This is a genomic window from Pseudazoarcus pumilus, assembly GCF_002872475.1.
Lineage (GTDB): Bacteria > Pseudomonadota > Gammaproteobacteria > Burkholderiales > Rhodocyclaceae > Pseudazoarcus > Pseudazoarcus pumilus.
Genome location: NZ_CP025682.1, coordinates 1,034,852 through 1,061,701 on the forward strand (window position 1 = coordinate 1,034,852; position 26,850 = coordinate 1,061,701).

Genomic DNA, 26,850 nt, shown 5'->3' on the forward strand with positions numbered 1-26,850 from the left:
CAAGCCGCGCCTTCAACGGTCGGATGCAGTCGGTGCAGGGGCGCACGCCAGCCAGTCGATGCGGTCGCAATGGGCGGCGGTGCACGTCTTGCCGTCGAGCAGCGTGCGCGTGGGCGGGGCATCGTAGCGAATCCGGTAGTCGACCGCCGGCCCCAGCCCACGGCTGGCGCAGAAGGCGTCTGCGGCCTCGAAGCCGCATCCGGCGCCCCACCGCGCACATGCGTCCAGTGCGGTGCCGTCGACGCGCGGTGCGTCGATGACGACCGCTTGCCGTGTTGGAGGTGCGTGCGTCGACAGCGGCGGCAAGGCTGCGGCCAGTTCGGTGCCGTCGACGATGACGTAGTCGCCACGTGCGAGCATCGCGGCGAAGCGCTCGCCATGGCCGATCAGGAACCGGTGGCCAGTCATGGGCCCGAGCGCATGGCGGTCGAGCAGCAAGGTAGGCCCATCGGATCGCACCGCTCGGAAGGGGCGTGGAAAGTCGCCTCCGAAACAACGCCCGTATTCGGGCGTGCCGTAGAGGAAGAGGCCCGCGTCGCGCCATGCGGGAGCGCCCGTTTGCCAGGTTTCGTGGCCGATGGTCTGCCGGAGCACGAAGACCTGGGTCCCGCGCTCGACGGTCCTCGGCAGGGTCAGGGCGAGTTCCGCGCCGTCCCCGTGCAGTGCGATCCCGTCCGTGCGCATGGGCGGGTCGGGCGTGAAGCCGCAGAACGGACGATTGAAGAAGACGATGTCGGTCTCACCCCGCCGATGTGCCTCGACGCTCTCGATCCACGCATGCCCGTCGCCGATTCCGACGACCGGGTGGAACAGCGCGAACACGATGCCGTTCGCGCCCACGATGGCCATGATTCCGAGCGCGACGGGAGCGCGTGCCCGGCGTCCGGCCGCCAGTGCGCCGAACAGCAGCGCTGCCGGCGCGAAGAAGTAGCGCGAGTTCGCGAACGCGGGCAACTGCGCGATCAGTTCCTTGCCGAGCATCGAGGCGAAGCTCAGCACGAGCAGCGTCGCCGAGGCGGTCAGCATCCAGCGGCCGCTGGCGTCGCTCCGTCGCCATGACCAGGTGTAGAGCCCGGCCAGCAGCGGCAGCGCGAGCACGAACCATGGCTGATGCGCCGCCGCGTAAGGAAAGCTGCGCAATGCGCAGCCGATGCAGACATTGTTGGCGACAAGCTGGAAGCCCGCGGCGAGTCCGAACAGATCGGGCGGGAACGACAGGGCGCGGGACGCACCGTCGCCGAGCAGCACCAGCACGGCGCCCGAGGACGCGAGCGCTGCGTAGATCGCCCAGATACCATGTCGCTCGATGACCGCGCGCAGGCCGAACAGCGGCGCGAGGAAGGCCGCGCCCGGGCCGGACAGGCCGGCCAGCGCCACGACCGCGGCATCGAGCGCGTGGCGGTGCAGGCCGGCCGGGCGTGTCGGTGCGGCGAGCACCAGCGCGGCGGCGATCATCAGCCAGAACTGGCCGTTGATGGAATTGAGCCAGGTCTCGGCCGACTGGATGACGACGATGGGCATGGCCAGCAGCATCGCCTGGCGGATGCGGTCGCCGTCGAAGAAGCGGTTGGCGATGACGATCCATGGCAGCAGCAGCTGGATCGCCAGGCTCACGGTCAGCCCGCCCCGGGGCGCGTGCAGCAGCGGCAGTTGCGCGGAGAGCCAGCCGGCCAGATTGGCGGGCAGGGACAGGTAGCCCAGGGGCATCGCCCACAGCGCCTCCCAAAAGCCCAGCTCGCGTCCCTGCAGGAAATACACCACGCCTTCCTCGGCCCAGAAGCGTGGCGTGACGAACAGCGCCGGCGCCTTCGCGACGGTGGCTGCGAGATACAGCGCGAACAGCAGCGCGGCAGAGCCGCGGGGCGAGAACTGCGGCGACTTCATCGCGTGACCGCGCCGGCCTCTCGACCGGTCAGCGGCAGCATGGCCGCGCCGATGGCCACCGCGAACCACAGCGTGGCGAGACGGATCAGCACCGTCGCGGCGACCGCGTCGGGTGTCGGCGCACCATGCCACACCAGCAGGCCGATCATCACCGCCTCGGCACCGCCCAGGCCGCCGGGCAGGAAGCTCAGCGCGCCCGAGAGCATCGCGATGGCGTAGACGAAGGCCGCGAATTCGAATCCCGCGTCGATGTCCAGCCAGCCCAGCAGCCACCAGAAGGCGAGTGCCTCGGCGCTCCACGCGACGAGGCTCAGTACGCTGGCCAGCGCGAGCAGGGCGGGACGGTGGCAGCGCTGCGCATCGAGCAGCAGGCGCAGCACGTGACGCGCGCCGCGCAGCAAGCGCCCGCCTTGTGCGGGCAGGCGGCGCAGGGCGACGACGACCGCTCGGCGCTGGCCGATGCAGGCCAGCGCGACCAGCACGGCGAGAAGCCCGAAGACGGTCAGCGGCGTGGCCGCCGGATAGATCGCCAGCCCGAACAGCGCGAGCACGACGATGGCCAGCAGATCGGACAGCCGCTCGCTGAAGAAGGCCGCGAAGCCGTGCCGGTAGGGCACGGCGTGTGCGCGCAGCAGCACGGCGCGCAGCATCTCGCCGGCCTTGCCGGGGGTGGTGGTCAGCGCGAAGCCGGCCAGATAGATGCGCAGGCTCTGGCCGGTCGGAACGTGATGTCCGAGCGCGCGCAGGTAGTACTGCCAGCGGAGAAAGCGCAGCCCGTAGTTGACCAGCGACATCAGCAGCGCGAGGGCGATGCCGCCGGCGCCGACGCGCGCCACGGCGCCGAGCACCTCGCGCCAGCCGCCCCACAGCGAAAAGGCGAGGTAGGCCAGCGCCGACAGCACCACCGAAGCGATCACGGCGCGATAGCGCCAGTCCGAGCGCAGTGCGTGACTCACAGCCGCAGCCGCTTGAAGATGGGTTGCGGCAGGCTGCGGATCACGAACATGATCGCGGCCCAGAATGCGGGCACGTAGAGCACAGCGCGCCGCCGCGCGATGCCGGCGACGATGCGCGCGGCGGCCTGCTCCGCACTGATCACGAGCGGCCGTGGCAGCGGCAGGTCGCGCGTCATCGGCGTGTCGACGAATCCGGGCTTGATGGTCACGACATGCACGCCGTGGCGGAACAGGCGCGCGCGCAGGCCCTCGCAGCAGGCCGTGACGGCCGCCTTGGCGCTGCCGTAGACATAGTTGGACGCGCGCCCGCGATCTCCTGCCACCGAGGAGATCACGGCCAGCGTACCGCAGCGCTGCATCTCGAGCCGCGCGGCGAGCCGGTTGAGCAGCGCGAGCGTGGCGCCGGCATTGGTCGCGAACTCGGCCAGCATGAGCTCGGTGTCGGCTTCGCAGGCGGCCTGGTCGGGCAGCGTGCCGTGCGCGATCAGCACGATGTCGATCTGCTGCAGCGCGGCCGCGCACGCTTCGAGCATGTCCGCGTGGCGGTGGACGTCGTTGACGTCCAGTTCGAAGCCGTGCACCGCGGCCGCGCCGCGCGGGGTGAGGTCGGCCACCGTCTCGGCCAGACGCTCGGCATTGCGCGCGACGAGGAACAACTCGGCGCCCTCGGCCGCCCACAGGCGGGCGCAGGCGGTGGCGATGGCGGACGTGGCGCCGACGATCAGAATGCGTTTCATGTCGTGACTCTCTGCCAGAAGCGGGACATCAGGGCCGGGTCGCGCAGCCGTTCGAGCCGTTCCCATGCGGGGTAGGCGTGGCGGAAGTGCTGCCCGGACATGTGTGCGTCCTTGGCCGGGTAGAGGCGACCGCCGGCCTCGTGCACGATGGCGTCGAGGCGCTCGAACAGCGCCTCCAGCGCGGGATCATGCGGAAAGTCGAGCGCGAGCGAGTGGCCCGCCATCGGGAAGGACAGCAGCCCTGGCGATGCCAGATCGCCGCAGCGCTTGAGCACGGCGAGAAAGGAGCCGCGCCCGTGTGCGGCGATGGCGCCGAGCAACTCGCGCAGCGCCGGCTCGGCCGCCGCGTCGGGCAGCACGCACTGGAACTGCTGGAAGCCGCGTCGGCCGTAGATGCGATTCCAGCGGGCGATGCGGTCGAGCGGATAGAAGAAGGGCTGGTACCAGCTGCGTGCGCGGCGCGGCTGCGCCGGGTGTGCGCGCCAGTAGGCCTGGTTGAACAGCGCCAGGGAAGCGCGGTTCATGAGGGACACGGGTGGCGTCGCCGGCACGCCCCAGACACGTCCGGGCGACGGCGCATCGGGCCCGAACTCGGCGTGGTCGCCGGCGAAATAGACCCCGCGAGCCGAGCGCGCGAGGCAGTCGATCCACGCCACCGTGTATTCGTGCAACGGGTCGAGTTCGGCCGACAGCCGGAAGAAGTCGTCGATGCGCCCGAAGCGTTGCGTGACGGTGTCCAGCCAGCCGGTGCGCACCGGCATGAGCTGCAGTTCCACCCAGGTCACGATGCCGGTCAGACCGAGCCCGCCGATGCTGGCGGCGAACAGTTCGGGGCGTGTCTGCGGCGTGCATTCGAGCGTGCCGTCGTCGCTGCGCAGCAGTCCGAAGGCGCGCACGTGGCGGCCGAAGGTGCCGCGCCGGTGGTGGTTCTTGCCATGTACGTCGTTGGCGAGTGCGCCTCCGAGCGTGACGAAGCGCGTGCCCGGCGTGACCGGCACGAACCAGCCGTGCCCGAGCGCAGCCGTGATCAGCGTGGCAAGCTGCATGCCGGCCTCGGCGCGCACGATGCCGCGTGACCAGTCGGTGGCGATGAAGCGGTCGAGCCGCGCCAGATGGAGCACGTGATCGCTCGCCGCGAGGCAGCTGTCGCCATAGCTGCGACCGTTGCCGAAAGGCAGGGTCGTGCCGAAGCGTGCGTGCAGTGCAGCCAGCTGGCCGGGTGTCTCGTCCCGCCAGACCGGTGCGTGGGGCGTCTGCGCGATGGCTGGCTGGTGCCCCCAGCAATGCACGGTGCCGCTCATGCCGCGATCCAGAACACCGCGGCAAACAGCACGCCGACGATCAGGCTGCTGCGGTCGCGCAGTGCGAACAGCACCGGGTCGTCATGCACGGCGCCGCGGTGGGCGAGCATCCACACGCGCGTGATCCAGAACAGCAGCAGCGGGCAGGCGAACCAGATCAGTTCCGGCTGGGCATACTGTGCGGCCGTCGTGGGCTCGTTGATGTAGAGCGCGAGCACGAGTACTGCCAGATAGCCGGCCGCGGCGCCCAGCGGTGCGATCATCTCGAGGTCGTCGGGGTGATAGTCGCGACCGCGGGTCTTTTCCGTGCATCCGTCCTCGCGGGCGTCGCGCAGTTCCGTATAGCGCTTGAGCAGCGCCAGGCTGAGGAACACGAACATCGAGAAGGCGAGGATCCAGAAGGTCAGCGCGATGCCCAGCGCGGCGGCACCCGCGACGATGCGCAGCGTGTACAGGGCCGCGAGCACGATGACGTCGACCGCCACGATGCGCTTGAGCCGCAGGGAATAGGCCAGCGTCAGCGAGTAGTAGGCGGCCAGAACGCCGACGAAGGCCCATGGCAGTGTCAGCATGGCGATGCCGAAAGCCAAAACCAGCAATGCCGGGCTGGCGATCACGCCAGCCTCGACCGGCAGCCGGCCCGCCGCGAACGGCCGCAGGCGCTTGCTGCGGTGATGCCGGTCGTCGCCCAGGTCGAGCAGGTCGTTGAGCAGATACACGCTGGATGCGCACAGTCCGAAGAGCACGAATGCCAGCAACGCCTGGCCCAGCAGCGCGGGATCAGCGAACTGGTGGGACGTGATCAGCGGCACGAACAGCAGCAGGTTCTTGGCCCACTGGTGCAGGCGCAGCGCGGCGATCCAGTCGGCCGCGCGCGGTACCCGTGGCGCGATCACACCGGCGACGTTGCCGGCATCATGCGCACGCCGCTCGACCCCGCCGCGCGCATTGACCACATAGGCCTGCCGCGCCGCGGCCCACACCGGCAGGTCGGCGGTGCCATTGCCGGCATAGTCGAAACCGCGTTCACCGAATCGCTCGACCAGCCGGTCGCGCTTGCGATGGGCCGACAGGTTCTCACCGTCGCGGGTCGCGAGAACCTCGTCGAAACAATCCAGATGCTCGGCCACGGCCTGTGCCAGTCGGGCGTGACTGGCCGTTGCCAGTACCACGCGCCGACCGTCGCGCCTGGCCGCGTCGATCAGCGCCAGCACCTCGGATTCGTAGGGCAGGACGCTGGGGTCGACGTCGGTCTCGGCAGCCAGACGCTCCTTGAGCGCGGCCTTGCCGTGCCGCAACCACATCAGCGGCGCGAGCGCGCGGGCCGGATTGTCGCGCACGAAGGACAGCCCGGATTCGATCAGCAGATCGGTACGCAGCAGCGTGCCATCGAGATCGATGACCAGCGGGACGGACTTGGAGGACATAACGTTGCGGACGGACGACGTCGACCGGGCTGTGGTGCGATGACAGGAGCGTGCGGGATTGCTGCCGCACGGTATCACAAGCGCGTCCAGTCGTCTCCGGAGCGTGTGCTGGCGCGGCTTTTGCCGGCTCGCTCGGTCGAGCCCCGAGCCGTGCAAGGTGAAGCTGTAAAGTTCGTCGGCACAGAAGAGCCGGGATCGATCCAACGAATCGGTGCGCGTTCGTGGAAGGTGGTGATGTGTCGAGCCCACCGACCACGGAGGCAACGGGTCGGCGGAAGCAGCTTCCGCTGCGCCGGCGCGGATGCCCGTGGCAGAATGGCGTGCGAATTCGCCCGCCGTCTGGCTGACCGGTTAAGCGGCGAAAACTTCAAGGACGCTGATGACGCCCTCCCATGCGGCACCCATCCTCATTCTGGGTACCTCCCGCTTTTCCGAAGAAGTCGCCGAGTGGGTCGACGAAACTCCCGGGCTGGACATGGCCGGCTTCGTCGAGAACCTCGATCGGGAAAAGTGCGGCACGCTGCTGCTGGGCAGGCCCGTGCACTGGATCGACGCGCTGGCCTCGATGCCGCGGGAGTTGAGCCTGCTGTGTGGACTGGGCACCACCCGGCGGCAGCGCTACATCGAGCAGGTTGCCCCGCTGGCGCTGCCTTTCGCCACCCTGGTCCACCCGTCCGCGCATGTTGCCCCCAGTGCCCGTGTTGGTGCGGGCGGCCTGATCGGCCCCGGTGCCATGCTCGCGACCCGTGTCGTCCTCGCCGACCACGCCCTGGTCAACAAGGGCGCGATCATCGGCCACCACTCGCACATTGGCGCCGGCGTCACCATTGGTCTGGGCGCACGCCTGGGCGGCGGCTGCGTGGTGGAAGACGGTGCCTACATCGCCATGGGCGCGATCCTGCTGGAGAATGTCCGCGTCGGCGCCGGCGCACTGGTTTCCGCAGGGGCCTTGGTCACCCACGACGTGCCGGCACATACCCAGGTGATGGGCATGCCGGCCCGTGTCGTGCGCGAGGGTGTCGATGGTCGCTGACCACTCTGGCCGGGCATGCGGTGCCAGCGGGCTGAGCATCCAGATCCACTCCAGCCTTCCTGCGTTGGCCTGGCTGCTGGACTGGCACGACGGTCGGGGCGTGCTGCATTGCGGACAGGGTGTTGAAACACGTGAAGACGGCTGGTTCGAAGGCGTCTGGGCGGGCGATTTCGCGGCCTGGGATTTCGACCGGAGTGCCGACGTGTTCGGGTCCGGCGGCTTGTGTCGCGACGGCCGTCTGCGTCTTGTCGCGCCCTCGCATGGTCTCGAGCCGATCTTCCTGAAGCGGGACGGCAGGCAGTCGCTGGCATCCAATTCGCTCGCCTTTCTGCTCTCGTATGCGGGTAGCGGCATCGATCCGTCCTGCTTCGAGTATGCCGAAATCTTCCTCGGCGTTCTCGAAGGAATCGACCATCTGTGCTTCGAGGTTCCCTGTCTGGGCGGTCGTGTTCAGGTCGTTCATCATTTCAACATCGAGATCGATTCCGGCGGCGTGCCGCGCATCATCGAGAAAGCTGCCGGCCCCCCTCTGCCCATCTACGAAGCCTACGTGGAGCATGTCGCTGCTGTGGTGGCTGATGTTGTGGAGAACGCGCGCAGCCCCGCACGGCAGTCCCGCTTCACTCCGCTATCGACCTTGTCCAAGGGCTACGATTCGCCCGCCTGTGCTGTCTTCGCGCGGGGCGCCGGATGCGGCGAGGCCGTCACTTTCGAATCCTCACTCAACCGCGAAGGCTCCAGGCAACACGACGACAACGGTGCCGAGATCGGCCGGCAACTTGGCCTGGAGGTTCGGGCCTACCGTCGCGAATTGCCGCCGGAGACGGATCCGGCCGATTTCGCGCAATTCTTCTGCGACGGCGGCACCGGCGGCGAACTGTTCTGGCTCGCCATGGCCGACGCTCTGCCCGGCAGGGCCCTGATCACCGGCTTCACCGGAGGCTCGCTCTGGAGTCTGTACACGACCGAACGCGCGCTGTACGAAATCAACGATTGCTCGGGCCGCGGTTTGGGCGAATTTCGCCGCGCCACCGGTTTCGCACATGTGCCGCTGACCGCTATCGCCGGCGCGCGGCAGGCCGATGTTTCAGGCATCAGCCGCAGCCCGGCCATGGCGCCTTGGACGGTCGGTGGCGACTACGACAGGCCGATACCCCGCCGGATCGTGGAGAATGCGGGCATTGCGCGCCAGTCGTTCGGTCAGATGAAAACCGGCAACAGTTTTCGCGCCTGGTATCCGGAGCATTGGCCGGATCGCTATCGGGAGGCGTTCAGACGCTACCGTGAAGCCCGCCCGCCATCGACGGCGGCGCGGCTGCGTTACGGATTGAAGCTCGTGCGCCTTCAGATCCTCAGGTTTTCCTGTGAACGCCGGTTCGTGAAGCACCTGGCCGGAAAACTGGCGCCATTCGGCTACGGCCAGCGTTTCATCCACCCCGTCCTCCGGGGGCTTTCCTGGCTGTTGCGGCAGGCGATGCGGCCGTTCAACCCGCCTCCCTACAAGATGGTCATCCGCATGCATCCTCGCTACACCTATCTGCTGGCCTGGGCGACCGAGGCCGCCGCATGCAGATACGACGGTGTTCGGCCGATACCGCCGGCAGGTCGGGAGCGATGAGTTGGCACGACGCATGGCCGCCCTGATCTTCCGTTACGCCTCGCGCTGGCGGAACCTGCGCTACCACATCCGCAATGCCCCCTGGGACGAGCTCCATGCCTACGAGCGCCAGCGCAGCGGCCGATCCTGGTTGCCGTGGCGGGATCTGCTGCTCGCCGCATGGCGTCATGGCGCGAGCTTCGATGATTATTACCTGCTGCGTTTCTTCGAAAAATCGCGCGCCCAGCGGCGGGAGTATCTGACCCTGTCGCTGTATTACGAGCTCGAGCGGCAGAAGAACCGGCTGGACAAGGCCATGATCCTGCGTGACAAGGCGCGTTTCGCACGTCACTTTCGCGACCTGCTCGGACGGCGGGTATGGACCTGGGAAGAACTGTGCCGGCTGGATGCCGATGAACGGCCGCCGGACCGGCTGGTGATCAAGAACCGATGGGGCGTCCGGGGACGGGGCATTCATTTCCCGGAGCAACGCTTCCCGGACTGGGCCGCCGTGCGCGCCCACGTCGCGGAAACCGTTGAGCGCCCCGAGCACTACCTGTGCGAAGCTTACGTTCATCAACACCCGCTTCTCGCCGCTCTCAACCCCGGCACGGTCAACACCCTGCGGGTGGTGACCTGGCAGGCCGGAGGTCAGGTATCGGTCTGGGGCACGATACTGCGGGTCGGTCGGGGGCGCGGGCCGGACAACTGGGCTCGCGGCGGCCTGGCTGCCTGGGTGGACGACGATGGCACGATCAGCCGTCTCGCGGTGCCGAAGAACCCGTTCGAAGCCCATGTCGAAACGCATGCGGACAGCCGCCTGCCGATCACCGGTCTGAGCATTCCGGGAATCGACGAAATCCGGCGTCTGGCCATCGAAAGCGCGAACCGGTTGCCTGAGGTGCAAAGCATCGGCTGGGACATCGCCCTCGGTCAGGACGGCCCCTGCCTGATCGAAGGCAACGACCGCTGGTCGCATCAATTGCTTCAGGCCACCCTCGGTCACGGCTGTCGCCATCTCGCCGACGCGGTGGGAGAGATGCATCAGGTGTACGAATAGGCTGCGCAAGCCGAGATGACCCTGCTCTGATGCCGGTTTCATGTTCGGCGAGCGCAAAAACGCCACCCCGGAGGGTGGCGCTTGTGCTTGCTGTGTGGCTCCCCGAGCTGGGCTCGAACCAGCGACAAACGGATTAACAGTCCGTTGCTCTACCAACTGAGCTATCGGGGAAGGGTGGTGCGATGAGTTTTTTTGCGGCTTCGCGCGGGCGGTGCGCGCGAGGCGGAAGTTCTGGCTCCCCGAGCTGGGCTCGAACCAGCGACAAACGGATTAACAGTCCGTTGCTCTACCAACTGAGCTATCGGGGAAAGAAGCCGCGCATTGTAGGCAACGCGCGGCGCATGGTCAAGAAATCCGGCTTACTTCGAGACCACGGTCGCGATGGCCTTGGCGACGTAGTCGACGTTGCGCGAATTGAGCGCGGCCAGGCAGATGCGGCCGGATTTGACGGCGTAGATGCCGAACTCGTCACGCATGCGCTCGACGTGCTCCGGCGTCAGGCCGGTGTAGGAGAACATGCCGCGCTGTTCGGTGATGAACGAGAAGTCCTGCTCGACGCCGGCGGCCTTGAGCTTGTCGACGAGGCTGTGGCGCATGTCGAGGATGCGCTGGCGCATCGCGGCCAGTTCGCCTTCCCATTGCTTGCGCAGTTCCGGCGAATTGAGCACGGCGGTGACGACGGCGCCGCCGTGGGTCGGCGGGTTGGAGTAGTTGGTGCGGATCACGCGCTTGACCTGCGACAGCACGCGAGCGGCCTCTTCCTTGTTCTCGGTGACGATCGACAGCGCGCCGACGCGCTCGCCGTAGAGCGAGAAGTTCTTGGAGAACGAACTGGCGACGAGGAACTGCATGCCACTGTCGGCGAACATGCGCACCGCGGCGGTATCCTGCTCGGGGCCGTCGGCGAAGCCCTGGTAGGCAATGTCGAGGAAGGGGATCAGGTCGTTCTTGCGGCATGCCTCGACGACTTCGCCCCACTGCGATTCGCTGATGTCCGCGCCGGTGGGGTTGTGGCAGCAGGCGTGCAGCACGACGACGGAGTGCGCCGGCAGGGCTTCGAGGGCGGCCTTCATCGCGGGGAAGTTGGCGCCGCGCGTGGCCGGATCGTAGTAGGCGTAGGTCTCGACGGTGAAGCCTGCGTTCTCGAACACGGCGCGGTGGTTTTCCCAGCTCGGATCGGAAATGTAGAGTTTGGCCTCGGGGTAGAGGCGGCGCAGGTAGTCGCCGCCGACCTTGAGCGCGCCGGTGCCGCCGAGCGTCTCGAAGGTGATCACGCGGCCGGACTTGACCAGTTCGGCATCGTCGCCGAAGAGCAGGTTCTGCACGGCGGCGTTGTAGGCGGCCGCACCCTCGATGGGCTGGTAGCCGCGCGGCAGGCCGGCTTCGACGCGGGCCTTTTCGGCGGCCTTGACGCATTCGAGCAGCGGAATCTTGCCGTTGTCGTCCTGGTAGACGCCGACGCCCAGGTTGACCTTTTCGGCGCGGGTGTCGTCCTTGAAGGCCTCGGTCAGACCCAGGATGGGGTCGCGCGGGGCCATCTCGACGTTGGCGAAGATCGATGCAGACATGTCCATTCCCTATGATTGGTGCGCGCCGAGGCGGAAGGTGTCCGGACGGGCTGCCGAAGTCGATGCAGCCGTGCCTTGCGCGGCGAATTGAGAAATAATCGGGAGTACGGTCGGGCGGCGAACGTCGTCCGGAACGTTTCGGCCGGCCCACGTACAGGAGCAAGAGTCTACCATGACAAGTTCGACGGACAGCGCCAGCGTGCTGCACTACGAGGGCAGTCCATTCCGTCTGCACCAGCCCTTTCCGCCCGCCGGCGACCAGCCGGCGGCCATCGAGAAGCTCCTCGAAGGCCTCGGCGACGGACTGATGTTCCAGACCCTGCTCGGTGTGACCGGCTCGGGCAAGACCTACACCATGGCCAACGTCATCGCGCGCTGCGGCCGGCCCGCGCTGGTGCTCGCACCCAACAAGACGCTCGCCGCACAGCTCTACGCGGAGTTTCGCGAGTTCCTGCCCGAGAACGCGGTCGAGTACTTCGTCAGCTACTACGACTACTACCAGCCCGAGGCCTACGTGCCCTCGCGCGACCTGTTCATCGAGAAGGATTCGTCGATCAACGAACACATCGAGCAGATGCGCCTGTCGGCCACCAAGAGCCTGATGGAACGGCGTGATGTGGTCATCGTAGCGACCGTGTCGTGCATCTACGGCATCGGCGACCCGGTCGATTATCACGCGATGGTGCTGCATCTGCGCGAAGGGGAGAGCATTGGCCATCGCGACCTGATCGCTCGCCTGGTGGCGATGCAATACACGCGTAACGACGTGGATTTCCAGCGCGGCTGCTTTCGCGTGCGCGGCGACGTGATCGACGTCTTTCCGGCCGAGAACGCGGAACTTGCGGTGCGCATCGAGATGTTCGACGACGAGATCGAGCACCTGACGCTGTTCGATCCGCTGACCGGGCATCTCAAGCACAAGCTCGCGCGCTTCACGGTGTATCCCTCCAGCCACTACGTGACCCCGCGCGAGACGGTGCTGCGCGCCATCGACGGCATCAAGGCCGAGTTGAAGGGGCGGCGCGAGCAGTTCCATCGTGCCGGCAAGCTCGTCGAGGCGCAGCGCATCGAGCAGCGCACGCTGTTCGACCTCGAGATGCTCGCCGAAATGGGTTTCTGCAAGGGCATCGAGAACTATTCGCGCCATCTGTCGGGCCGTGCGCCCGGCGAGCCGCCACCGACGCTGATCGACTACCTGCCGCCGGACGCGCTGCTCTTCGTGGATGAGTCGCACGTGGCGATCCCGCAAATCGGCGGCATGTACAAGGGCGACCGCTCGCGCAAGGAGAATCTGGTCGAGTACGGCTTCCGCCTGCCCTCGGCGGTGGACAACCGCCCGCTCAAGTTCGACGAGTTCGAGCGGCTGATGCCGCAGACCGTCTTCGTCTCGGCCACGCCTGCCGACTACGAGGCCGTGCATCAGGGGCAGGTCGTCGAGCAGGTGGTGCGGCCCACCGGTCTGGTCGATCCGCTCATCGAGGTGCGGCCGGCCACCACGCAGGTCGACGACCTGCTCTCCGAGATCAAGCGTCGTGTCGCGGTCGAGGAGCGCGTGCTGGTCACCGTGCTGACCAAGCGCATGGCCGAGGACCTGACCGAGTACTTCGCCGAGAACGGCATCCGCGTGCGTTACCTGCACTCGGACATCGACACCGTCGAGCGCGTCGAGATCATCCGCGATCTGCGTCTGGGCGAGTTCGACGTGCTGGTCGGCATCAACCTGCTGCGAGAGGGGCTGGACATCCCCGAGGTATCGCTGGTGGCGATCCTCGACGCCGACAAGGAAGGCTTTTTGCGTTCCTCGCGCTCGCTGATCCAGACCATCGGGCGCGCCGCGCGCCACCTGCACGGCACCGCCATCCTCTACGGCGACCGCGTCACGCGCTCGATGCAAGCGGCGATGGAGGAGACCGAACGGCGCCGCAACAAGCAGATCGCCTTCAACCAGGCCAACGGCGTGACCCCGCGCAGCGTGTCCAAGCGCATCAAGGACATCATCGACGGCGTCTACGCCGGCGAGAACGACGACGTCAAGGCCAGTCGCGTGGCCGACAGTGCGCGCGTCGACTACGCCTTGCTCGACGAGAGGGCGCTTTCCAAGGCCATCAAGAAGCTCGAAAAGGCCATGCAGGAGCATGCGCGCAACCTCGAGTTCGAACAGGCGGCGGCCGCGCGCGACGAGTTGTTCCGCCTGCGCCAGCGCGCCTTCGGCGCGGATGTGCATGGCGGCGGAGGAGGGGCGGCATGAGCGCGCAGATCGTCCTTCCCGAGGATCGGCCCTTGCGCGTGCTGTTCGTGTGCACCGGCAACATCTGTCGTTCGCCCACGGCCGAGGCGGTGGCGCGCCGGCTGTTCGCCGCGGCGGGGCTGGACGGGCGCGTCGAGTTCGATTCGGCCGGCACCCACGGCTACCACGTCGGCGAAGCGCCCGATCCGCGCGCCATGGCGTTCGCCGCGAAGCATGGCTACGACCTGTCGGGGCTGCGTGCGCGCCGCGTCGAGGTCGACGATTTCGCGCGTTTCGATCTGCTGCTCGCGATGGATCGCGGGCACCATGCGCAGATGCTGGCCATGTGTCCGACGGAGCGCGCGCATCGCGTGGCGATGTTCACGGGTTTCGCCGACGAGGTGGCCGACAGGGATGTGCCCGACCCGTACTACGGGGGCGAGGACGGCTTTCGCGAAGTGCTCGATCTGTGCGAACGGGGTGTGCGCGGCCTGCTCGGCACCGTGGAGACAGGGCGATGAGCGTACGCGTTGACCGCTCCGTGCCCCGGGCGTATGTTCGATTTGATTCATTTGTCCTGCGACCGCCCTGGTCGCGACAGCCCATGCCCAGACCCGCCCGCAAGAGCGCTGCCCCCAACGGCTCCCCGCGTGATCCCGAGACGCAGGCCCAGCACGCCTATCGTCAGATCGAAGAGATGATCGTCACGCTGGAGATGCCGCCGGGCAGCCGCATCTCGGAAAAATCGGTCAGTGCGCAGCTCGGTATCGGGCGTACGCCGGTGCGCGAGGCACTGCAGCGGCTGGCCTACGAGCGCACCATCAAGGTGTTGCCACGTTCCGGCGTGATGGTGTCCGAGATCGACGTGGCAGAACACTTCAAGCTCATCGAGGTGCGGCGCGAACTCGAGCGCATCCTGGTGGGGCGTTCCGCGCGTCTGGCCGAACCGGCGGCGTGCAAGCGTTTCGCAGAGCTGGCCGAGCGCTTCCTGGAAGCGGCCGAGAAGGAGGACGAATCGATCTTCCTGCCCACCGATGCCGAATTCAACGCGCTGGTGGCTGCGACCGCACGCAACGACTACGCTGCCGCCGCGATGCGGCCCCTGCAGGCGCAGACGCGCCGCTTCTGGTATCTGTACTTCCGTCAGGTGGGCGATCTGGCCAAGGTTTCGCGGCTGCACGCCGAGATCGCGATGGCGATTTCCCGCAAGGACGAGAACGAGGCACGTGAGGCCTCCGACCGCCTGATCGATTACGTCGAGCAGTACACCTATCGCACCATGCGCGCCTTGCTATAGGGCATGTTTTGTAAACTGACATGTCAGTTTACGGCGCGCCCTGAGGTTCCCGGCGCGAGGTGCGTATGAGTTGGCAAGTCGTCGTGCGGGTGTCGCATTCGCGCGACGTCCGCAATATCCCGCGCCTCCGTTTGCGCGGCGCCCCATGATGGTGCGATGCGGCTGTTTGCCGCACCGTTGCAGTGCGTTGATTGCAAACAAATCCACATGGGTTGCCGCCACCTCCCGCCGCAACGCCCGGAGTACGACCTTCTCGCTGCCGCGCTTTCCGTTCGCAAGCGGGGGTGGCTATGTGATCAGCATCGACCCGGGCGGTGTGCATAATCTTCTTGACTGTGCTCTCAGAGCATCTACACTTGCATGGCAGTCCCAGTGCTGACATGGCAGTTTGCCCGTCAGCCGGATCGCCCCGAAGAGGGCGGCCGGCATCAGGAGGAGGGTAGCCGCCAGTCGGCCCGCTCCGGCAAGCGGCGCGATGCGTTCGCGGGACAGGCCTCGTCGCAGGTCCCCAAGCGTGTTCTCGTCGTGAAGCTGGTACGGAGTTTGCAATTGCCGTTGGTGGGGCGGTCGAGCCGTCCGTTCAGGTGCATTCGCCCAGGCGAGTGCGGCAGGGCGGGGAGACTGATCCCGTAACGTGTAAATCCATGGATGGAGAGCGATATGAATCGACGTGGCATGCTTAAGACTTCCCTGCTGGCCGGTGGCGCGGCCGCGACTGCGGGCTTCCCCGCGATCGCCAGCGCGCAGCAGACCTTCAACTTCAAGATGACGACCACCTGGCCGGCCGGTACGCCGTACTACCAGTCCGGTCCGGGCAGTGCCGAGGCCTTCGCCAAGCGGGTCGAGGACATGTCCAACGGCCGCCTCAAGATCAAGGTGTATGCTGCCGGTGAGCTGGTGCCGGCCTTCGAGGGCTTCGACGCGGCCTCGGCGGGCATCGTCGAGATGAACCACGGCGTGTCCTACTACTGGGCCGGCAAGACCTTCGCCGCGCAGTACTTCGCCACCGTGCCGTTCGGCATGAGCTTCATGGGTCACCATGCCTGGCTGTATCACGGCGGCGGCATCGACCTGTGGAACGAGGTCTACAAGCCGTTCAACGTGGTTGCGATGCCGGTCGGTTGCTCGGGTGTGCAGATGACCGGCTGGTTCAAGAAGCCGGTCGAGAGTGTGTCCGACTTCAATGGCCTGAAGATGCGCATTCCGGGCCTGGCCGGTCGCATGTACGCGGATCTGGGCGTGGACGTGAAGCTGCTGCCCGGTGGCGAGATCTTCCCGGCACTGGAGCGTGGCGTGATCGACGCGGCCGAGTGGGTCGGTCCCTATCTGGACCGTCGTCTGGGCCTGCAGAACGCGGCCAAGTACTACTACACGACGGGCTGGCACGAGCCGGCAACGACCTCCGAGATCGTCATCAACCAGGGCGCCTGGGACAAGCTTCCCAAGGACCTGCAGGCCATCGTCCGCGCCGCGGCCGATGCCACCAACCAGGAAGGCCTGCTGTGGCTCGACGCGAAGAACGGCGAAGCACTGTCCGACATGGTCGACAACTTCGACGTCAAGATCGCGCGTCTGCCTGACGACGTGATCAAGGCGCTGCGCGAGTCTGCCCGCACGACGCTGGAAGACGCCGCAGCCAAGGACCCGATGGTCAAGAAGGTCCACGAGTCGTTCTTCAACTTCAAGAAGAACCACGACAAGTGGAACCAGATCTCCGAGACCACCTTCCAGACCACCGTCCGCTAAGACGGTCGGCCTGACCGGATGGCGGACACGAGCGTGGCCGCCATCCCTTTTTTCAACCACATGAAGTGGATCTCATGAAGACACTCGACAAGGCCGCCGATGCGCTCGAGGCGTTCATCGAATGGACCGGCCGCTTCACTTCCTGGATCATCCTCGCGCTGGTGTTGCTGATCGCCATCCAGGTGCTGCTGCGCTACACCATCAGCCTGGGCGCGGTGTGGGCACAGGAACTCGAATGGCATCTGCTCGCGGTGATCTCGCTGTGGGGGCTTTCCTACACGCAAAAGGCCGACGCCCATGTGCGCGTCGACATCGTTTACGAGAAGTTCAGCGAACGAACCCGACAGTGGATCGAAGCGTTCTCGGCGATCTTCATCATGGCGCCGATGTGCTTCTATTTCGCCTGGTTGTCGGTGCGCTTCGTCGTTCAGGCCTATACGACGGGCGAGATCTCGCCCGATCCGGGCGGACTCACGCATCGCTGGATCCTCAAGACTTTCCTGATCTCGGGTTTCGCGTTGCTCGGCATCCAGTGCGTCGCGCATGCCTTGCGCAACATCGCGCTTATCCTCAACGGCGGCAAGGGGGACCAGCATGCCGATGAATGAAATCCTCTCCATCCTGATGCTGGTCAGCTTCATCGTGCTGCTCACGCTGGGCGTGCGGGTGGCCTACGCGATCGCGATCTCCGGGGTGGTGTTCGGCCTGATCGGTTTCGGGCCGATGCTGTTCAATCTGTTGCCTTCGCGTCTGTACGGGGTCGCGACCAACTACACGCTGCTCGCCGTTCCATTGTTCGTGTTCATGGGGGTGATGCTCGAGAAATCACGCATCGCCGAGGACATGCTCGACGTGATGGGCCACGTTGCCGGCCGGTTGCGCGGGGGCATGGGCGTGGCGATCATCTTCGTCGGCGTGCTCATGGGCGCGGCCACCGGCATCGTCGGTGCGACCATCGTCACCCTCTCGCTGATCGCGCTGCCGACGCTGCTCAAGCGCGGCTACGACCACGGTCTGGCCACCGGCGCGATCTGCGCCTCGGGTACGCTGGGGCAGATCCTGCCGCCGAGCCTGATCCTCATCCTGCTCTCGGACCTGATGGGCGAGTCGGTGGGTACGCTGTTCGCGGCGGCCATCATGCCGGGCCTGATGCTCGCGGCCCTGTATGTGATCTACATCCTCGTCGTGGCCTGGATCTGGCCGAACGTCGCGCCGGCGATTCCGGCCGCGGAGCGCGCCCAGGTCAGTGGCAAGCAGCTGATCATCGACGTCATCCGTGGCGTGCTGCCGCCGATCCTGCTGGTGTTCGCGGTACTCGGCTCGATCATCGGCGGCGTCGCGGCGCCGACCGAAGCGGCTGCCATGGGTGCCTTCGGTGCGCTGGTCATCGTCGCGATCAGCGGCAAGCTGTCCATGAGCGTGCTGCGCCAGACGCTGCGCTCCACGCTGATCACGACCTCGATGATCATGTTCATCATCTTCGCTTCGCAGGCCTTCAGCCTTGCCTTCCGCGGGCTCGGTGGCGAAGACCTGATCGGCGAGTTCATGGAGCTGGTGCCGGGCGGACTGTGGGGCACGATCATCTTCATGATGATCCTGCTGTTCATCCTCGGCTTCTTCCTCGAATGGATCGAGATCTCCTACATCGTGCTGCCGCTGCTGCTGCCGTTCTTCGTTGCGGCCGGCGTCGACATGGTGTGGCTGGCGATGCTCATCTGCATGAACCTGCAGACCTCGTTCCTGACACCACCGTTTGGCTGGGCCCTGTTCTTCATCAAGGGGGCCGCTCCGCCCGAAGTGCAGATCGGTTCCATCTACAAGGGGGTGATCCCGTTCATCGGCCTGCAGGTCATCGGTCTGGCCCTGCTGATGATGTTCCCCGACATCGCTACCTGGTTGCCCAAGGCGATCGGCTGGATGAAGTGATGCGCGCAAAACATAACCACCATAAGCAGGAGACACGGAGATGATCAATCCGGTCCGGGCAACACGCGGGATCGCGGTTGCATCCCATTCGATGGCGGCACAGTCGGCTTCGGCCGTGCTGCGCGACGGCGGCAACGCGCTCGAGGCGATGATCGCCGCCGCCGCCACGATCGCGGTGGTCTACCCGCACATGAACGGCATCGGCGGCGACGGCTTCTGGCTGTTCTCCGAGCCCGGCAAGGCACCGCAGGCGATCGATGCCTGCGGAGCCGCCGCGGGCGGCGCCACGCGCGAGTGGTACCGCGCACAGGGCATGGACCGCATTCCGATGCGGGGTCCGCTGGCCGCCTGTACTGTGGCCGGCACGATCTCGGGTTGGGAACTGGCTTTCGAGGCCAGCCGCGACTGGGGCGGCGCCCTGGGTCTGCCGCGGCTGCTGGCCGATGCGATCGGCTATGCGCAGGACGGCATCCCGGTGACCAGCAGCCAGCACGCGAGCACCACTGCCAAGTTCGACGAACTGCACGCCCAGCCCGGCTTCGCCGAGACCTACCTGGTCGACGGGACGGCCCCGCCCGAGGGTAGCGTGTTCCGTCAGCCGCGCATGGCGGCAACCCTGCAGCGGCTTGCCGACGCGGGGCTGCGCGACTTCTACGAAGGCGAACTGGCACGGCGTATCGCGGCCGATCTGCAGGCGCTGGGCAGTCCGGTGACGGGGGGCGATCTGGCGCGACACCACGCGCAACTGAAGACGCCGGTGGCGCTCGAGCACTCCTGCGGCAGGGTCTACAACATGACGCCGCCGACGCAGGGCGTGATCTCGCTGGCGATTCTCGGGATCATGGACCGGCTCGGCATCGATCGTCTCGATCCGATGTCGGCCGACTACATCCATCTGGTGGTCGAGGCGACCAAGCAGGCCTTCCTGGTGCGCGACCGTCACGTCACCGATCCGGCGTGGATGAAGGTCGATGCGCAGTCGTTGCTCGATCCGGCCGCGCTCGATGCGATGGCCGCCGAAGTCGATCGCGCCAAGGCATTGTCCTGGGGCGGATCGACCGATCCGGGCGACACCATCTGGATGGGCGTGATCGACGGCGAGGGCCGGGCCGTGTCCTTCATCCAGAGCATCTACCATGAGTTCGGCAGCGGCATCGTGCTGCCCGACACCGGCATCAACTGGCAGAACCGCGGCTGCAGCTTCTCGCTCGAGGCCGATGCGCTCAACGCGCTGGAGCCCGGTCGCAAGCCCTTCCATACCCTCAACCCGGCGCTGGCCGTGCTCGATGACGGACGCACCATGGTGTACGGGACGATGGGCGGTGACGGCCAGCCGCAGACCCAGGCGGCGGTGTTCACGCGCTATGTGCAGATGGGCGTGGGGTTGCAAGAGGCCGTGAGCGCGCCGCGCTGGCTGCTGGGGCGCACCTGGGGCAGCATGTCCGAGTCGCTCAAGATCGAGTCGCGCTTCGCGCCGACGGTGGCCGAGGACTTGCGTCGACGTGGTCACGTGGTCGACGTGGTCGGAGCCTTCGACGAGACCGTAGGGCACGCCGGGGCGTTGGTGCGCCACGCCAGCGGGATGATGGAAGGCGGTTACGACCCGCGCAGCGACGGAGCGGTGGCCGGCTTCTGAATCGCGCGAAGTGGTTCTTGCGGCCACGCCTTGAGCGCATCGCAGTAGAAGCCGGGTGGCGCGCCGGGGGCATCGATGATGAACCCGGTGGAGAGCGCCTGGGCGTCGCGCCCACGCAAAGATCAGGTCGCTGCCCGATGGCTGCGGCATGACGAGTCCCTCGCAGTGGGCACCATAAAAAACGGGCCGCCAATGGGCGGCCCGTTCGTCGTTCGCCCCGCCACGGGGCTTACTTGTTCTGCGTCTCGACCTGTTGCAGCGACTCTTCAGCCACCGGCTGCGGGCGACGCGGACGACGTCCCAGCGGGGTTTCGGTGCGCGTCTGCGCGCCGTTGGACGGCGTCACGTCGGAGCGCGTCTCGATCAGCACCAGACCGGCCTCGGCCAGCGGCTTGGCCATGTCGATGGGGGCTTCCGACTTGTCCTCGCGCACGGGGGGCGCGCTCTCGATTGCCGGTGCAGCTTCGCTCGCCATCTCTGCCACGGGCTCGCGCTCGGCCTCGGGCGCTTGCGCTACAGTCGTTTGCGCGGTGTCGACCGGAACCTCTTGGGCCGCGCTCGGCTCGGCTTCGACCGGCTCGACTTCGGCAGGCTCGGCTTCGGCAGGCTCGGCTTCGGCAGGCTCGGCTTCGGCAGGCTCGGCGGCGTTGCGGGCGTACGCCTGTTCCTCGGCCGGGGGCTGCGTTTGCACTGCGTCGGCGCGCTCGTCAGCGACGGGCGAGTCATCGGCGCGTGCTTGCGCGGCGGGCGTCTCGGTGGCGACGGTCTCGGACACATCGGCGTGCCCGGCCGCGGATTGCGCGGCCGATTTTCCGGGTTCGGCCTGCCGCTCGGCTTCGCGATCAGGCGAGGCAGCGGTTTCAGGCGCGGGCTCGGCCACGGTCAGGGCGGGCTCTTGCGTTGCTGCGGCTTCGCTGGTCGCAGCACTCGCCACAGCATCCGCACCGTAGGCGACGTCGTCCTCGGTCTGCTCGACGTTGCTGTCGCTGCCCGCCTCGGCTCGATCGGCTCCGCCGCGACCGCGACGACCGCGGCGACGGCGACGACGCGGTGCACCCGTGTCGGCGTTTTCACCGTTGTCGCTGCCAGCATGCTTGTCCTCGGCGGTCTTGGTCGTGTCCGCCGTGTCGGCAGCGGCTACGCTGACGCGCTCTTCGACCGCTTGCGCCTCGGTCGGCGCTTCGGTCGGTCTGGGTTCATTGCGCGAACTGCGGCCGCGTCGACGGTTGCCGCCGTTGCCCGAGTCCGAAGCGTCGGACACTTCGCGCTGCTCGGCCGGTTCGGCACGCCGGCCGCGTCCGCGTCCGTTCTGGCCGTCGTCCTGGCGCTCTTCGCGCTGCGCGTCGCGGCGACCACGTCCGCCGCGACGGCCATCACCGCGATCTCCGCGTTCACTTCGCTCCCCGCGTTCGCCACGACGGCCATCCTGGCCGCGGCGCGGTTTCTCGGTGACCGCGGGAACGGGTTCTTCCTTTTCGACGACCGGGGTGGGCGTACGCCGCAGCCAGCCGAACAGGCGGTCGATCAGCCCCTTGTCGTTGCCGGCTTCGGACGTTGCCACGCTTGCTGCCTTGACCTCGGTGGCGACTTCCGCCTGAGGTGCCGGGGCGCTGGGCGCGGGCTGGGAGGGCGAGATGCCTTTCACGACCGCCTCGGCACGGGCCGGCCTGGCGTTGGCTTCGCCAGGCAGGCGGGCCTCGTCGGGCGGGGGCTCGGCGACCATCTGGTAGCTTGCGAGCGCGATGTCCTCGACGTCGAGCTGGTCGTGGCGCAGTCGGATGATCTCGAACTGCGGCGTCTCCATGTGCCGGTTGGGCACGACGATGAGCTGGATGCGATGACGCAGTTCGATGCGCGCCACGTCGGTGCGCTTCTCGTTGAGCAGGAAGGTCGCGACGTCCACCGGCACCTGCAGGTGCACCGCGCCGGTGTTTTCCTTCATCGCTTCCTCTTCGAGGATGCGCAGGATGTGCAACGCGGACGATTCGGTATTGCGGATGTGGCCGGTGCCGTGACAGCGCGGGCAGGGCTCGTAGCTGGATTCGGACAGGGCCGGGCGCAGGCGCTGGCGCGACAACTCGAGCAGGCCGAAGCGGCTGATCTTGCTGGTCTGCACGCGCGCGCGGTCATGGTGCAGGGCCTCGCGCAGGCGGTTCTCGACGTCGCGCTGGTTCTTCGCCGACTCCATGTCGATGAAGTCGATCACGATGAGGCCGCCGAGGTCGCGCAGGCGCAGCTGGCGGGCGATCTCGTCAGCCGCCTCGCAGTTGGTGCGCAGCGCGGTTTCCTCGATGTCCGAGCCCTTGGTGGAGCGGCCCGAGTTGACGTCGACCGAAACCAGCGCCTCGGTGTGGTCGATGACCACCGCGCCGCCTGAGGGCAGGGTGACCTGGCGCGCGTAGGCCGATTCGATCTGGTGTTCGATCTGGAAGCGCGAGAACAGCGGCACATCGTCGCTGTAGCGCTTCACCTTGACCACGTTGTCCGGCATCACGTGGGCCATGAACTGGCGCGCCTGCTCGAACACGTCGTCGGTGTCGATCAGGATCTCGCCGATGTCCGGCTGGAAGTAGTCGCGGATCGCGCGGATCACGAGGCTGCCTTCCTGGTAGATCAGGAAGGCGCCGCTCTGCGAGGTCGCCGCGCCTGCGATCGCCTGCCACAGCTGCAGCAGGTAGTTCAGATCCCACTGCAGTTCTTCGGCGGTGCGGCCGATCGCCGCGGTGCGCGCGATCAGGCTCATGCCGGCGGGGACTTCGAGCTGGTCCATGACGTCGCGCAACTCGGCGCGCTCGTCGCCCTCGACGCGGCGCGAAACGCCGCCACCGCGCGGGTTGTTGGGCATCAGGACGAGGTAGCGGCCGGCCAGCGAGATATAGGTGGTGAGCGCCGCGCCCTTGTTGCCGCGCTCGTCCTTCTCGACCTGGACGATCAGTTCCTGGCCGACGGAGAGCACGTCCTGGATTCTCGCCTTGCCGCCTTCACCGTTGTTGGAGAAATAGCTGCGGGCGATTTCCTTGAACGGCAGGAAACCGTGACGCTCGGAACCGTAATCGACGAAGGCGGCCTCGAGGCTGGGCTCGAGGCGGGTGATCACCGCCTTGTAGATATTGCTCTTGCGTTCTTCCTTGGCGGCCGATTCGATGTCGAGGTCGATCAGTTTCTGACCATCGACGATCGCGACGCGGAGTTCCTCGGCCTGCGTCGCATTGAACAACATGCGCTTCATTTGTTTCGTGCTCCCGCGCGAACACACGGGCAGGACGAACGGCGCGCACCATCGTGCTTACAGGCTCAGTTGCGGACTGTGTTGGCTTCTTTCATCCGATTGGTCATGGGCTGTGATGGGTCGGCTGGTCGTTTCATGGATTCCCGCCTCTCGCCGGAATCCTAGATCCTGCGTATGTTTTGCGCGTCTGGGTCTAAGGACTCGATCCATTGGATCGAAGTATGTCGCTTGGGGTACCATCGGCGCCTTTCACTGCGCCCGGGGTACCGGAGCGTCCGGGAGCTCTCCGCAGGGAGCGTGTCCCAATGGGCTCTTGGCGGGCATTTCGTCGCCTTCGGGTGACGGAAGCCGGGTGCCATGACCGGAACGTTCAGCGCGAAGTATATTGGTGAATCCGGTTGAGCGCAAAATTCTGATGGACGATGCCGGTGGCACGCCTGCGTGCATGCTGCATCGCGCAAGTCGATGACAACTTCTCCTTTCTCCGCCTCGGCTCCGGCTGTAGTGCGTGTGCGCATCGACGAGGCCGATGCCGGCCAGCGCATCGACAACTACCTGTTGCGCGTGTGCAAGGGCGTGCCCAAGAGCCACGTCTATCGCATCCTGCGCAGCGGCGAGGTGCGCGTGAACGGCGGGCGTATCGCGCCGACCTACCGGCTCGCGCTTGGCGACGAACTGCGCATTCCGCCGATGCGCATCGCGCAGAAGGCGTCGAGCGCGCCGGTTCCGGCTGGTGCGGCCTTGCCGGTGATCTTCGAGGACGACGCCCTGGTGGTCATCGACAAGCCGCCGGGCAAGGCCGTGCATGGCGGCAGCGGGATCAGCCACGGTGTCATCGAGCAGTTGCGCGCGCAGCGTCCCGAGGCGCGCATGCTCGAGCTGGCCCACCGGCTCGACCGCGAGACCTCGGGTCTGCTGATCGTCGCCAAGAAGCGCTCGGCGCTCAAGGTGTTGCACGACATGCAGCGCGCGGGCGAGATCGAGAAGCACTACTTCACGCTGGTCGCCGGTGCCTGGCGCAACCGGTTGCAGCACATCAGGCTGCCGCTGTTCAAGTATCTGGCCGCTGACGGTGAGCGGCGCGTGCGTGTCTCCGACGAAGGCAAGAGCGCGCATTCCATCGTGCGCCTGCTGCGCCGGGTCGGCGAGTTCAGTCTGCTCGAGGTCGAACTCAAGACCGGTCGCACACACCAGATCCGCGTGCATCTGTCGCATCTGGGCTATCCGCTGGCCGGCGACGACAAATATGGCGACTTCGCGCTCAACAAGCGACTGACCGCTACCGGGCTCAAGCGCATGTTCCTGCACGCGGCGCGCCTGCGCTTCGTCCATCCCTTGTCCGGCGAGACGCTGGATCTGGAATCCCCGCTGCCGCCGGATCTGTCGCAGTTTCTCTCGTCGCTGGAGGGTGGTCGCGCATGACGCATCGCTTTGAACTGCTCGTATTCGACTGGGATGGCACGCTGATGGATTCGGCCGCGGCGATCGTGCGCGCGATCCAGGCCTCGTGCCGCGACCTCGGCCTGCCTGAGCCGACGGACGCGCGCGCACGTCACGTCATCGGTCTGGGTCTGCAGGAGGCGTTGTCGTACGCGGTGCCGGAGCTCGCTCCGCACGCCTATCCGGACATGGTCGAGCGCTATCGTCATCACTACCTGTCGGCCGATCACGCCCTGGAGCTTTTTCCCGGCTCCTACGAGCTGGTCGAATCGCTGGCAGGCTCGGGGCGATTGCTCGGCGTGGCCACCGGCAAGAGCCGCAAGGGACTCGATCGTGCGCTCGCGGCAAGTCGTCTGGGACCGTTCTTCCACGCCACGCGCTGCGCCGACGAGTGCTTTTCCAAGCCGCATCCGCAAATGCTGGACGAACTCATGGATACCTTCGGCGTGGTGCGCGAGCGCACGCTGATGATCGGCGACACCACGCATGATTTGGACATGGCTCGCAATGCCGGTGTCGCGGCCGTCGCCGTGGGCTTCGGTGCGCATCCGCGCCTGGCGCTGGAGCGGGCGAGCCCGCTGGCGCTGGTGGACTCGACGGCCGAGCTGGCCGCCTGGATCGAGAAAAACGCCTGAGGGCGCAGGCTCAGGGCAGTTCGACGCCTTCGGCGCGCAGCATGCGCGAGAGCGCGATCAGGGGCAGGCCGATGAGCGCGGTCGGGTCGTCGCCGGAGAGGGCGTCGAGCAGGGTGATGCCCAGACCCTCGGACTTGGCGCTGCCGGCGCAGTCGAGCGGCATTTCCTTGGCCACGTAGCGCACGATCTCGGCCTCGGACAGGGTGCGAAAGCGCACGCGGGTGGGCACGCGCTCGACGCGCTGGCGGCCGGTGGCGGTATTCACGAGCGCCAGCGCGGTATGGAAGACCACGGTCTGCCCGCTCATGCGGCGCAGTTGTTCGTGGGCGCGCTCGACCGTGCCGGGCTTGCCGAAGACTTCTTCGCCGATGTGGGCGACCTGGTCGCTGCCGATCACCAGTGCGTCGTCCTGGCGTGCGGCGACCGCCAGCGCCTTCTCCAGCGCGAGACGGTCGGCCAGTGCATCCGGCGCTTCGCCGGGGCGTGGGGTCTCGTCGACCTCGGGTCGGACTGTCTCGAACGGGATGTGCAGACGCTCGAGCAACATGCGGCGATAGGTGGAGGTCGAGGCGAGGACGAGCTTCATCGAAAAAACCGCTTGCGGTGCTTTGATTTGAAAGGGCGGGATGATAACATCGCGCTCTTATGTCGCGACGTCGCGTAATATCCGATCCGATGCGTTTCGCGCGCGACGAGCAAGTGGCGCGGGGGCGCACTGCGCTGGCCGAGTTGCCGCGCCTTGCCGATCTGCTCGCCGAGCCCGATGGTGAGATCGAGTGGTCGCTGCAGGGTGTGTATGGCATCGATCGCCGGCCCATGCTGCGCTTGAGCATGCGCGCCGAGCCGGTGCTGCGTTGCCAGCGCTGCCTGAACGCGATGAGGCATGTTCTCGAACGTGTTTCGCTGCTGCGCCTGGTGCGGCCGGGTACTCCGATCGGTGACGAGGAACTTGAGATCGACGAGTTCGATACGGTCGAGGTCGGGCCGGATCTCGACGTGATCGCCCTGATCGAGGACGAGCTCGTGCTGGCCCTGCCGATCGCGCCCCGACATGAGCAATGCGAGCCGCCGCAGCCTGCGGGCGGTTCACAAAAGAAGTCGCCGTTCGATGTCCTCGCAAACCTGCGAGGGTCGGGCAGGCTGCAATAACT

The 26,850-nt window shown here is 66.9% G+C and carries 21 protein-coding genes and 2 tRNA genes; 13 read left to right on the top strand and 10 right to left on the bottom strand.

From position 1 onward, the window contains the following. Window positions 1–12 precede the first annotated feature (12 nt). The 5 genes from C0099_RS04970 to C0099_RS04990 are packed head-to-tail and all read right to left on the bottom strand — an operon-like array spanning window position 13 to window position 6,305. The gene (locus C0099_RS04970) at window positions 13–1,884 is read right to left on the bottom strand and encodes a hypothetical protein (protein WP_102246416.1); all 1,872 of its coding nucleotides are present in this window, start codon (window positions 1,882–1,884) and stop codon (window positions 13–15) included. Then, window positions 1,881–2,840 (bottom strand): lysylphosphatidylglycerol synthase transmembrane domain-containing protein, encoded by a 960-nt coding sequence (locus C0099_RS04975; RefSeq protein ID WP_102246417.1) that lies wholly within the window; start codon window positions 2,838–2,840, stop codon window positions 1,881–1,883. The genes C0099_RS04970 and C0099_RS04975 overlap by 4 nt, the downstream gene beginning before the upstream one ends. Further along, window positions 2,837–3,577, bottom strand: a complete 741-nt coding sequence (locus C0099_RS04980; protein ID WP_102246418.1) for an SDR family oxidoreductase — start codon at window positions 3,575–3,577, stop codon at window positions 2,837–2,839. The genes C0099_RS04975 and C0099_RS04980 overlap by 4 nt, the downstream gene beginning before the upstream one ends. Continuing rightward, the gene (locus C0099_RS04985) at window positions 3,574–4,878 is read right to left on the bottom strand and encodes an FAD-binding oxidoreductase (protein WP_102246419.1); all 1,305 of its coding nucleotides are present in this window, start codon (window positions 4,876–4,878) and stop codon (window positions 3,574–3,576) included. Before C0099_RS04985 ends, C0099_RS04980 begins: the two co-directional genes overlap by 4 nt. After that, window positions 4,875–6,305, bottom strand: a complete 1,431-nt coding sequence (locus C0099_RS04990) for a UbiA family prenyltransferase (RefSeq protein WP_102246420.1) — start codon at window positions 6,303–6,305, stop codon at window positions 4,875–4,877. The genes C0099_RS04985 and C0099_RS04990 overlap by 4 nt, the downstream gene beginning before the upstream one ends. A 379-nt stretch (window positions 6,306–6,684) precedes the next feature. On the opposite strand from C0099_RS04990, the gene C0099_RS04995 reads away from it, so the two are divergent. The 3 genes from C0099_RS04995 to C0099_RS05005 are packed head-to-tail and all read left to right on the top strand — an operon-like array spanning window position 6,685 to window position 9,995. Continuing rightward, the gene (locus tag C0099_RS04995) at window positions 6,685–7,338 is read left to right on the top strand and encodes an LbetaH domain-containing protein (RefSeq protein WP_102246421.1); all 654 of its coding nucleotides are present in this window, start codon (window positions 6,685–6,687) and stop codon (window positions 7,336–7,338) included. Next, window positions 7,328–8,956 carry a hypothetical protein gene (locus tag C0099_RS05000; protein ID WP_123785218.1) on the top strand — a complete coding sequence of 543 codons (1,629 nt, stop codon included), beginning with the start codon at window positions 7,328–7,330 and terminating at the stop codon, window positions 8,954–8,956. The genes C0099_RS04995 and C0099_RS05000 overlap by 11 nt, the downstream gene beginning before the upstream one ends. A gap of 13 nt (window positions 8,957–8,969) precedes the next feature. Continuing rightward, entirely contained in the window at window positions 8,970–9,995 is a 1,026-nt protein-coding gene (locus C0099_RS05005) for a sugar-transfer associated ATP-grasp domain-containing protein (RefSeq protein WP_102246423.1), read from the top strand. 95 nt (window positions 9,996–10,090) lie between these two features. On the opposite strand, the gene C0099_RS05010 is transcribed toward C0099_RS05005, so the two are convergent. From C0099_RS05010 to C0099_RS05020, 3 genes are all read right to left on the bottom strand, one after another. Then, a tRNA-Asn gene (locus tag C0099_RS05010) sits at window positions 10,091–10,166 on the bottom strand. A 61-nt stretch (window positions 10,167–10,227) separates the two neighbouring features. After that, window positions 10,228–10,303 (bottom strand) — tRNA-Asn (locus C0099_RS05015). 51 nt (window positions 10,304–10,354) lie between these two features. Further along, window positions 10,355–11,563: an amino acid aminotransferase gene (locus tag C0099_RS05020; RefSeq protein ID WP_102246424.1), complete on the bottom strand. Its 1,209-nt coding sequence runs from the start codon at window positions 11,561–11,563 to the stop codon at window positions 10,355–10,357. 172 nt (window positions 11,564–11,735) lie between these two features. Here C0099_RS05020 and uvrB point away from each other — a divergent pair, with 172 nt between their 5' ends. From uvrB to C0099_RS05055, 7 genes are all read left to right on the top strand, one after another. After that, window positions 11,736–13,811, top strand: a complete 2,076-nt coding sequence (gene uvrB, locus C0099_RS05025) for an excinuclease ABC subunit UvrB (RefSeq protein ID WP_102246425.1) — start codon at window positions 11,736–11,738, stop codon at window positions 13,809–13,811. Continuing rightward, entirely contained in the window at window positions 13,808–14,311 is a 504-nt protein-coding gene (locus tag C0099_RS05030; protein ID WP_102246426.1) for a low molecular weight protein-tyrosine-phosphatase, read from the top strand. The genes uvrB and C0099_RS05030 overlap by 4 nt, the downstream gene beginning before the upstream one ends. 83 nt (window positions 14,312–14,394) lie before the next feature. Then, entirely contained in the window at window positions 14,395–15,087 is a 693-nt protein-coding gene (locus C0099_RS05035; RefSeq protein WP_102246427.1) for a GntR family transcriptional regulator, read from the top strand. Window positions 15,088–15,762: 675 nt separating this feature from the next. After that, complete coding sequence (locus C0099_RS05040; protein ID WP_199797652.1) at window positions 15,763–16,833, top strand: TRAP transporter substrate-binding protein; 1,071 nt, start codon at window positions 15,763–15,765, stop codon at window positions 16,831–16,833. A gap of 74 nt (window positions 16,834–16,907) precedes the next feature. Beyond that, complete coding sequence (locus C0099_RS05045; protein ID WP_102248387.1) at window positions 16,908–17,441, top strand: TRAP transporter small permease subunit; 534 nt, start codon at window positions 16,908–16,910, stop codon at window positions 17,439–17,441. Then, complete coding sequence (locus C0099_RS05050; RefSeq protein ID WP_199797653.1) at window positions 17,434–18,759, top strand: TRAP transporter large permease; 1,326 nt, start codon at window positions 17,434–17,436, stop codon at window positions 18,757–18,759. Before C0099_RS05045 ends, C0099_RS05050 begins: the two co-directional genes overlap by 8 nt. 91 nt (window positions 18,760–18,850) lie before the next feature. Then, on the top strand, window positions 18,851–20,395 hold the full coding sequence (locus tag C0099_RS05055; RefSeq protein ID WP_269807778.1) for a gamma-glutamyltransferase family protein: 1,545 nt from the start codon (window positions 18,851–18,853) through the stop codon (window positions 20,393–20,395). A 229-nt stretch (window positions 20,396–20,624) separates the two neighbouring features. On the opposite strand, the gene C0099_RS05060 is transcribed toward C0099_RS05055, so the two are convergent. After that, window positions 20,625–23,624 (bottom strand): Rne/Rng family ribonuclease, encoded by a 3,000-nt coding sequence (locus tag C0099_RS05060; protein WP_102246431.1) that lies wholly within the window; start codon window positions 23,622–23,624, stop codon window positions 20,625–20,627. 465 nt (window positions 23,625–24,089) lie between these two features. On the opposite strand from C0099_RS05060, the gene C0099_RS05065 reads away from it, so the two are divergent. Then, a complete protein-coding gene (locus C0099_RS05065) occupies window positions 24,090–25,046 on the top strand; it encodes an RluA family pseudouridine synthase (RefSeq protein WP_102246432.1) in 957 nt (318 codons plus the stop codon). Next, window positions 25,043–25,699 (top strand): HAD-IA family hydrolase, encoded by a 657-nt coding sequence (locus tag C0099_RS05070; RefSeq protein ID WP_102246433.1) that lies wholly within the window; start codon window positions 25,043–25,045, stop codon window positions 25,697–25,699. The genes C0099_RS05065 and C0099_RS05070 overlap by 4 nt, the downstream gene beginning before the upstream one ends. Before the next feature lie 10 nt (window positions 25,700–25,709). On the opposite strand, the gene C0099_RS05075 is transcribed toward C0099_RS05070, so the two are convergent. Then, window positions 25,710–26,285: a Maf family protein gene (locus C0099_RS05075; RefSeq protein ID WP_102246434.1), complete on the bottom strand. Its 576-nt coding sequence runs from the start codon at window positions 26,283–26,285 to the stop codon at window positions 25,710–25,712. Between the two features lie 89 nt (window positions 26,286–26,374). Between C0099_RS05075 and C0099_RS05080 the strand changes: the two genes are divergently transcribed. Continuing rightward, complete coding sequence (locus C0099_RS05080; protein WP_228151657.1) at window positions 26,375–26,848, top strand: YceD family protein; 474 nt, start codon at window positions 26,375–26,377, stop codon at window positions 26,846–26,848. Window positions 26,849–26,850: the final 2 nt, after the last annotated feature.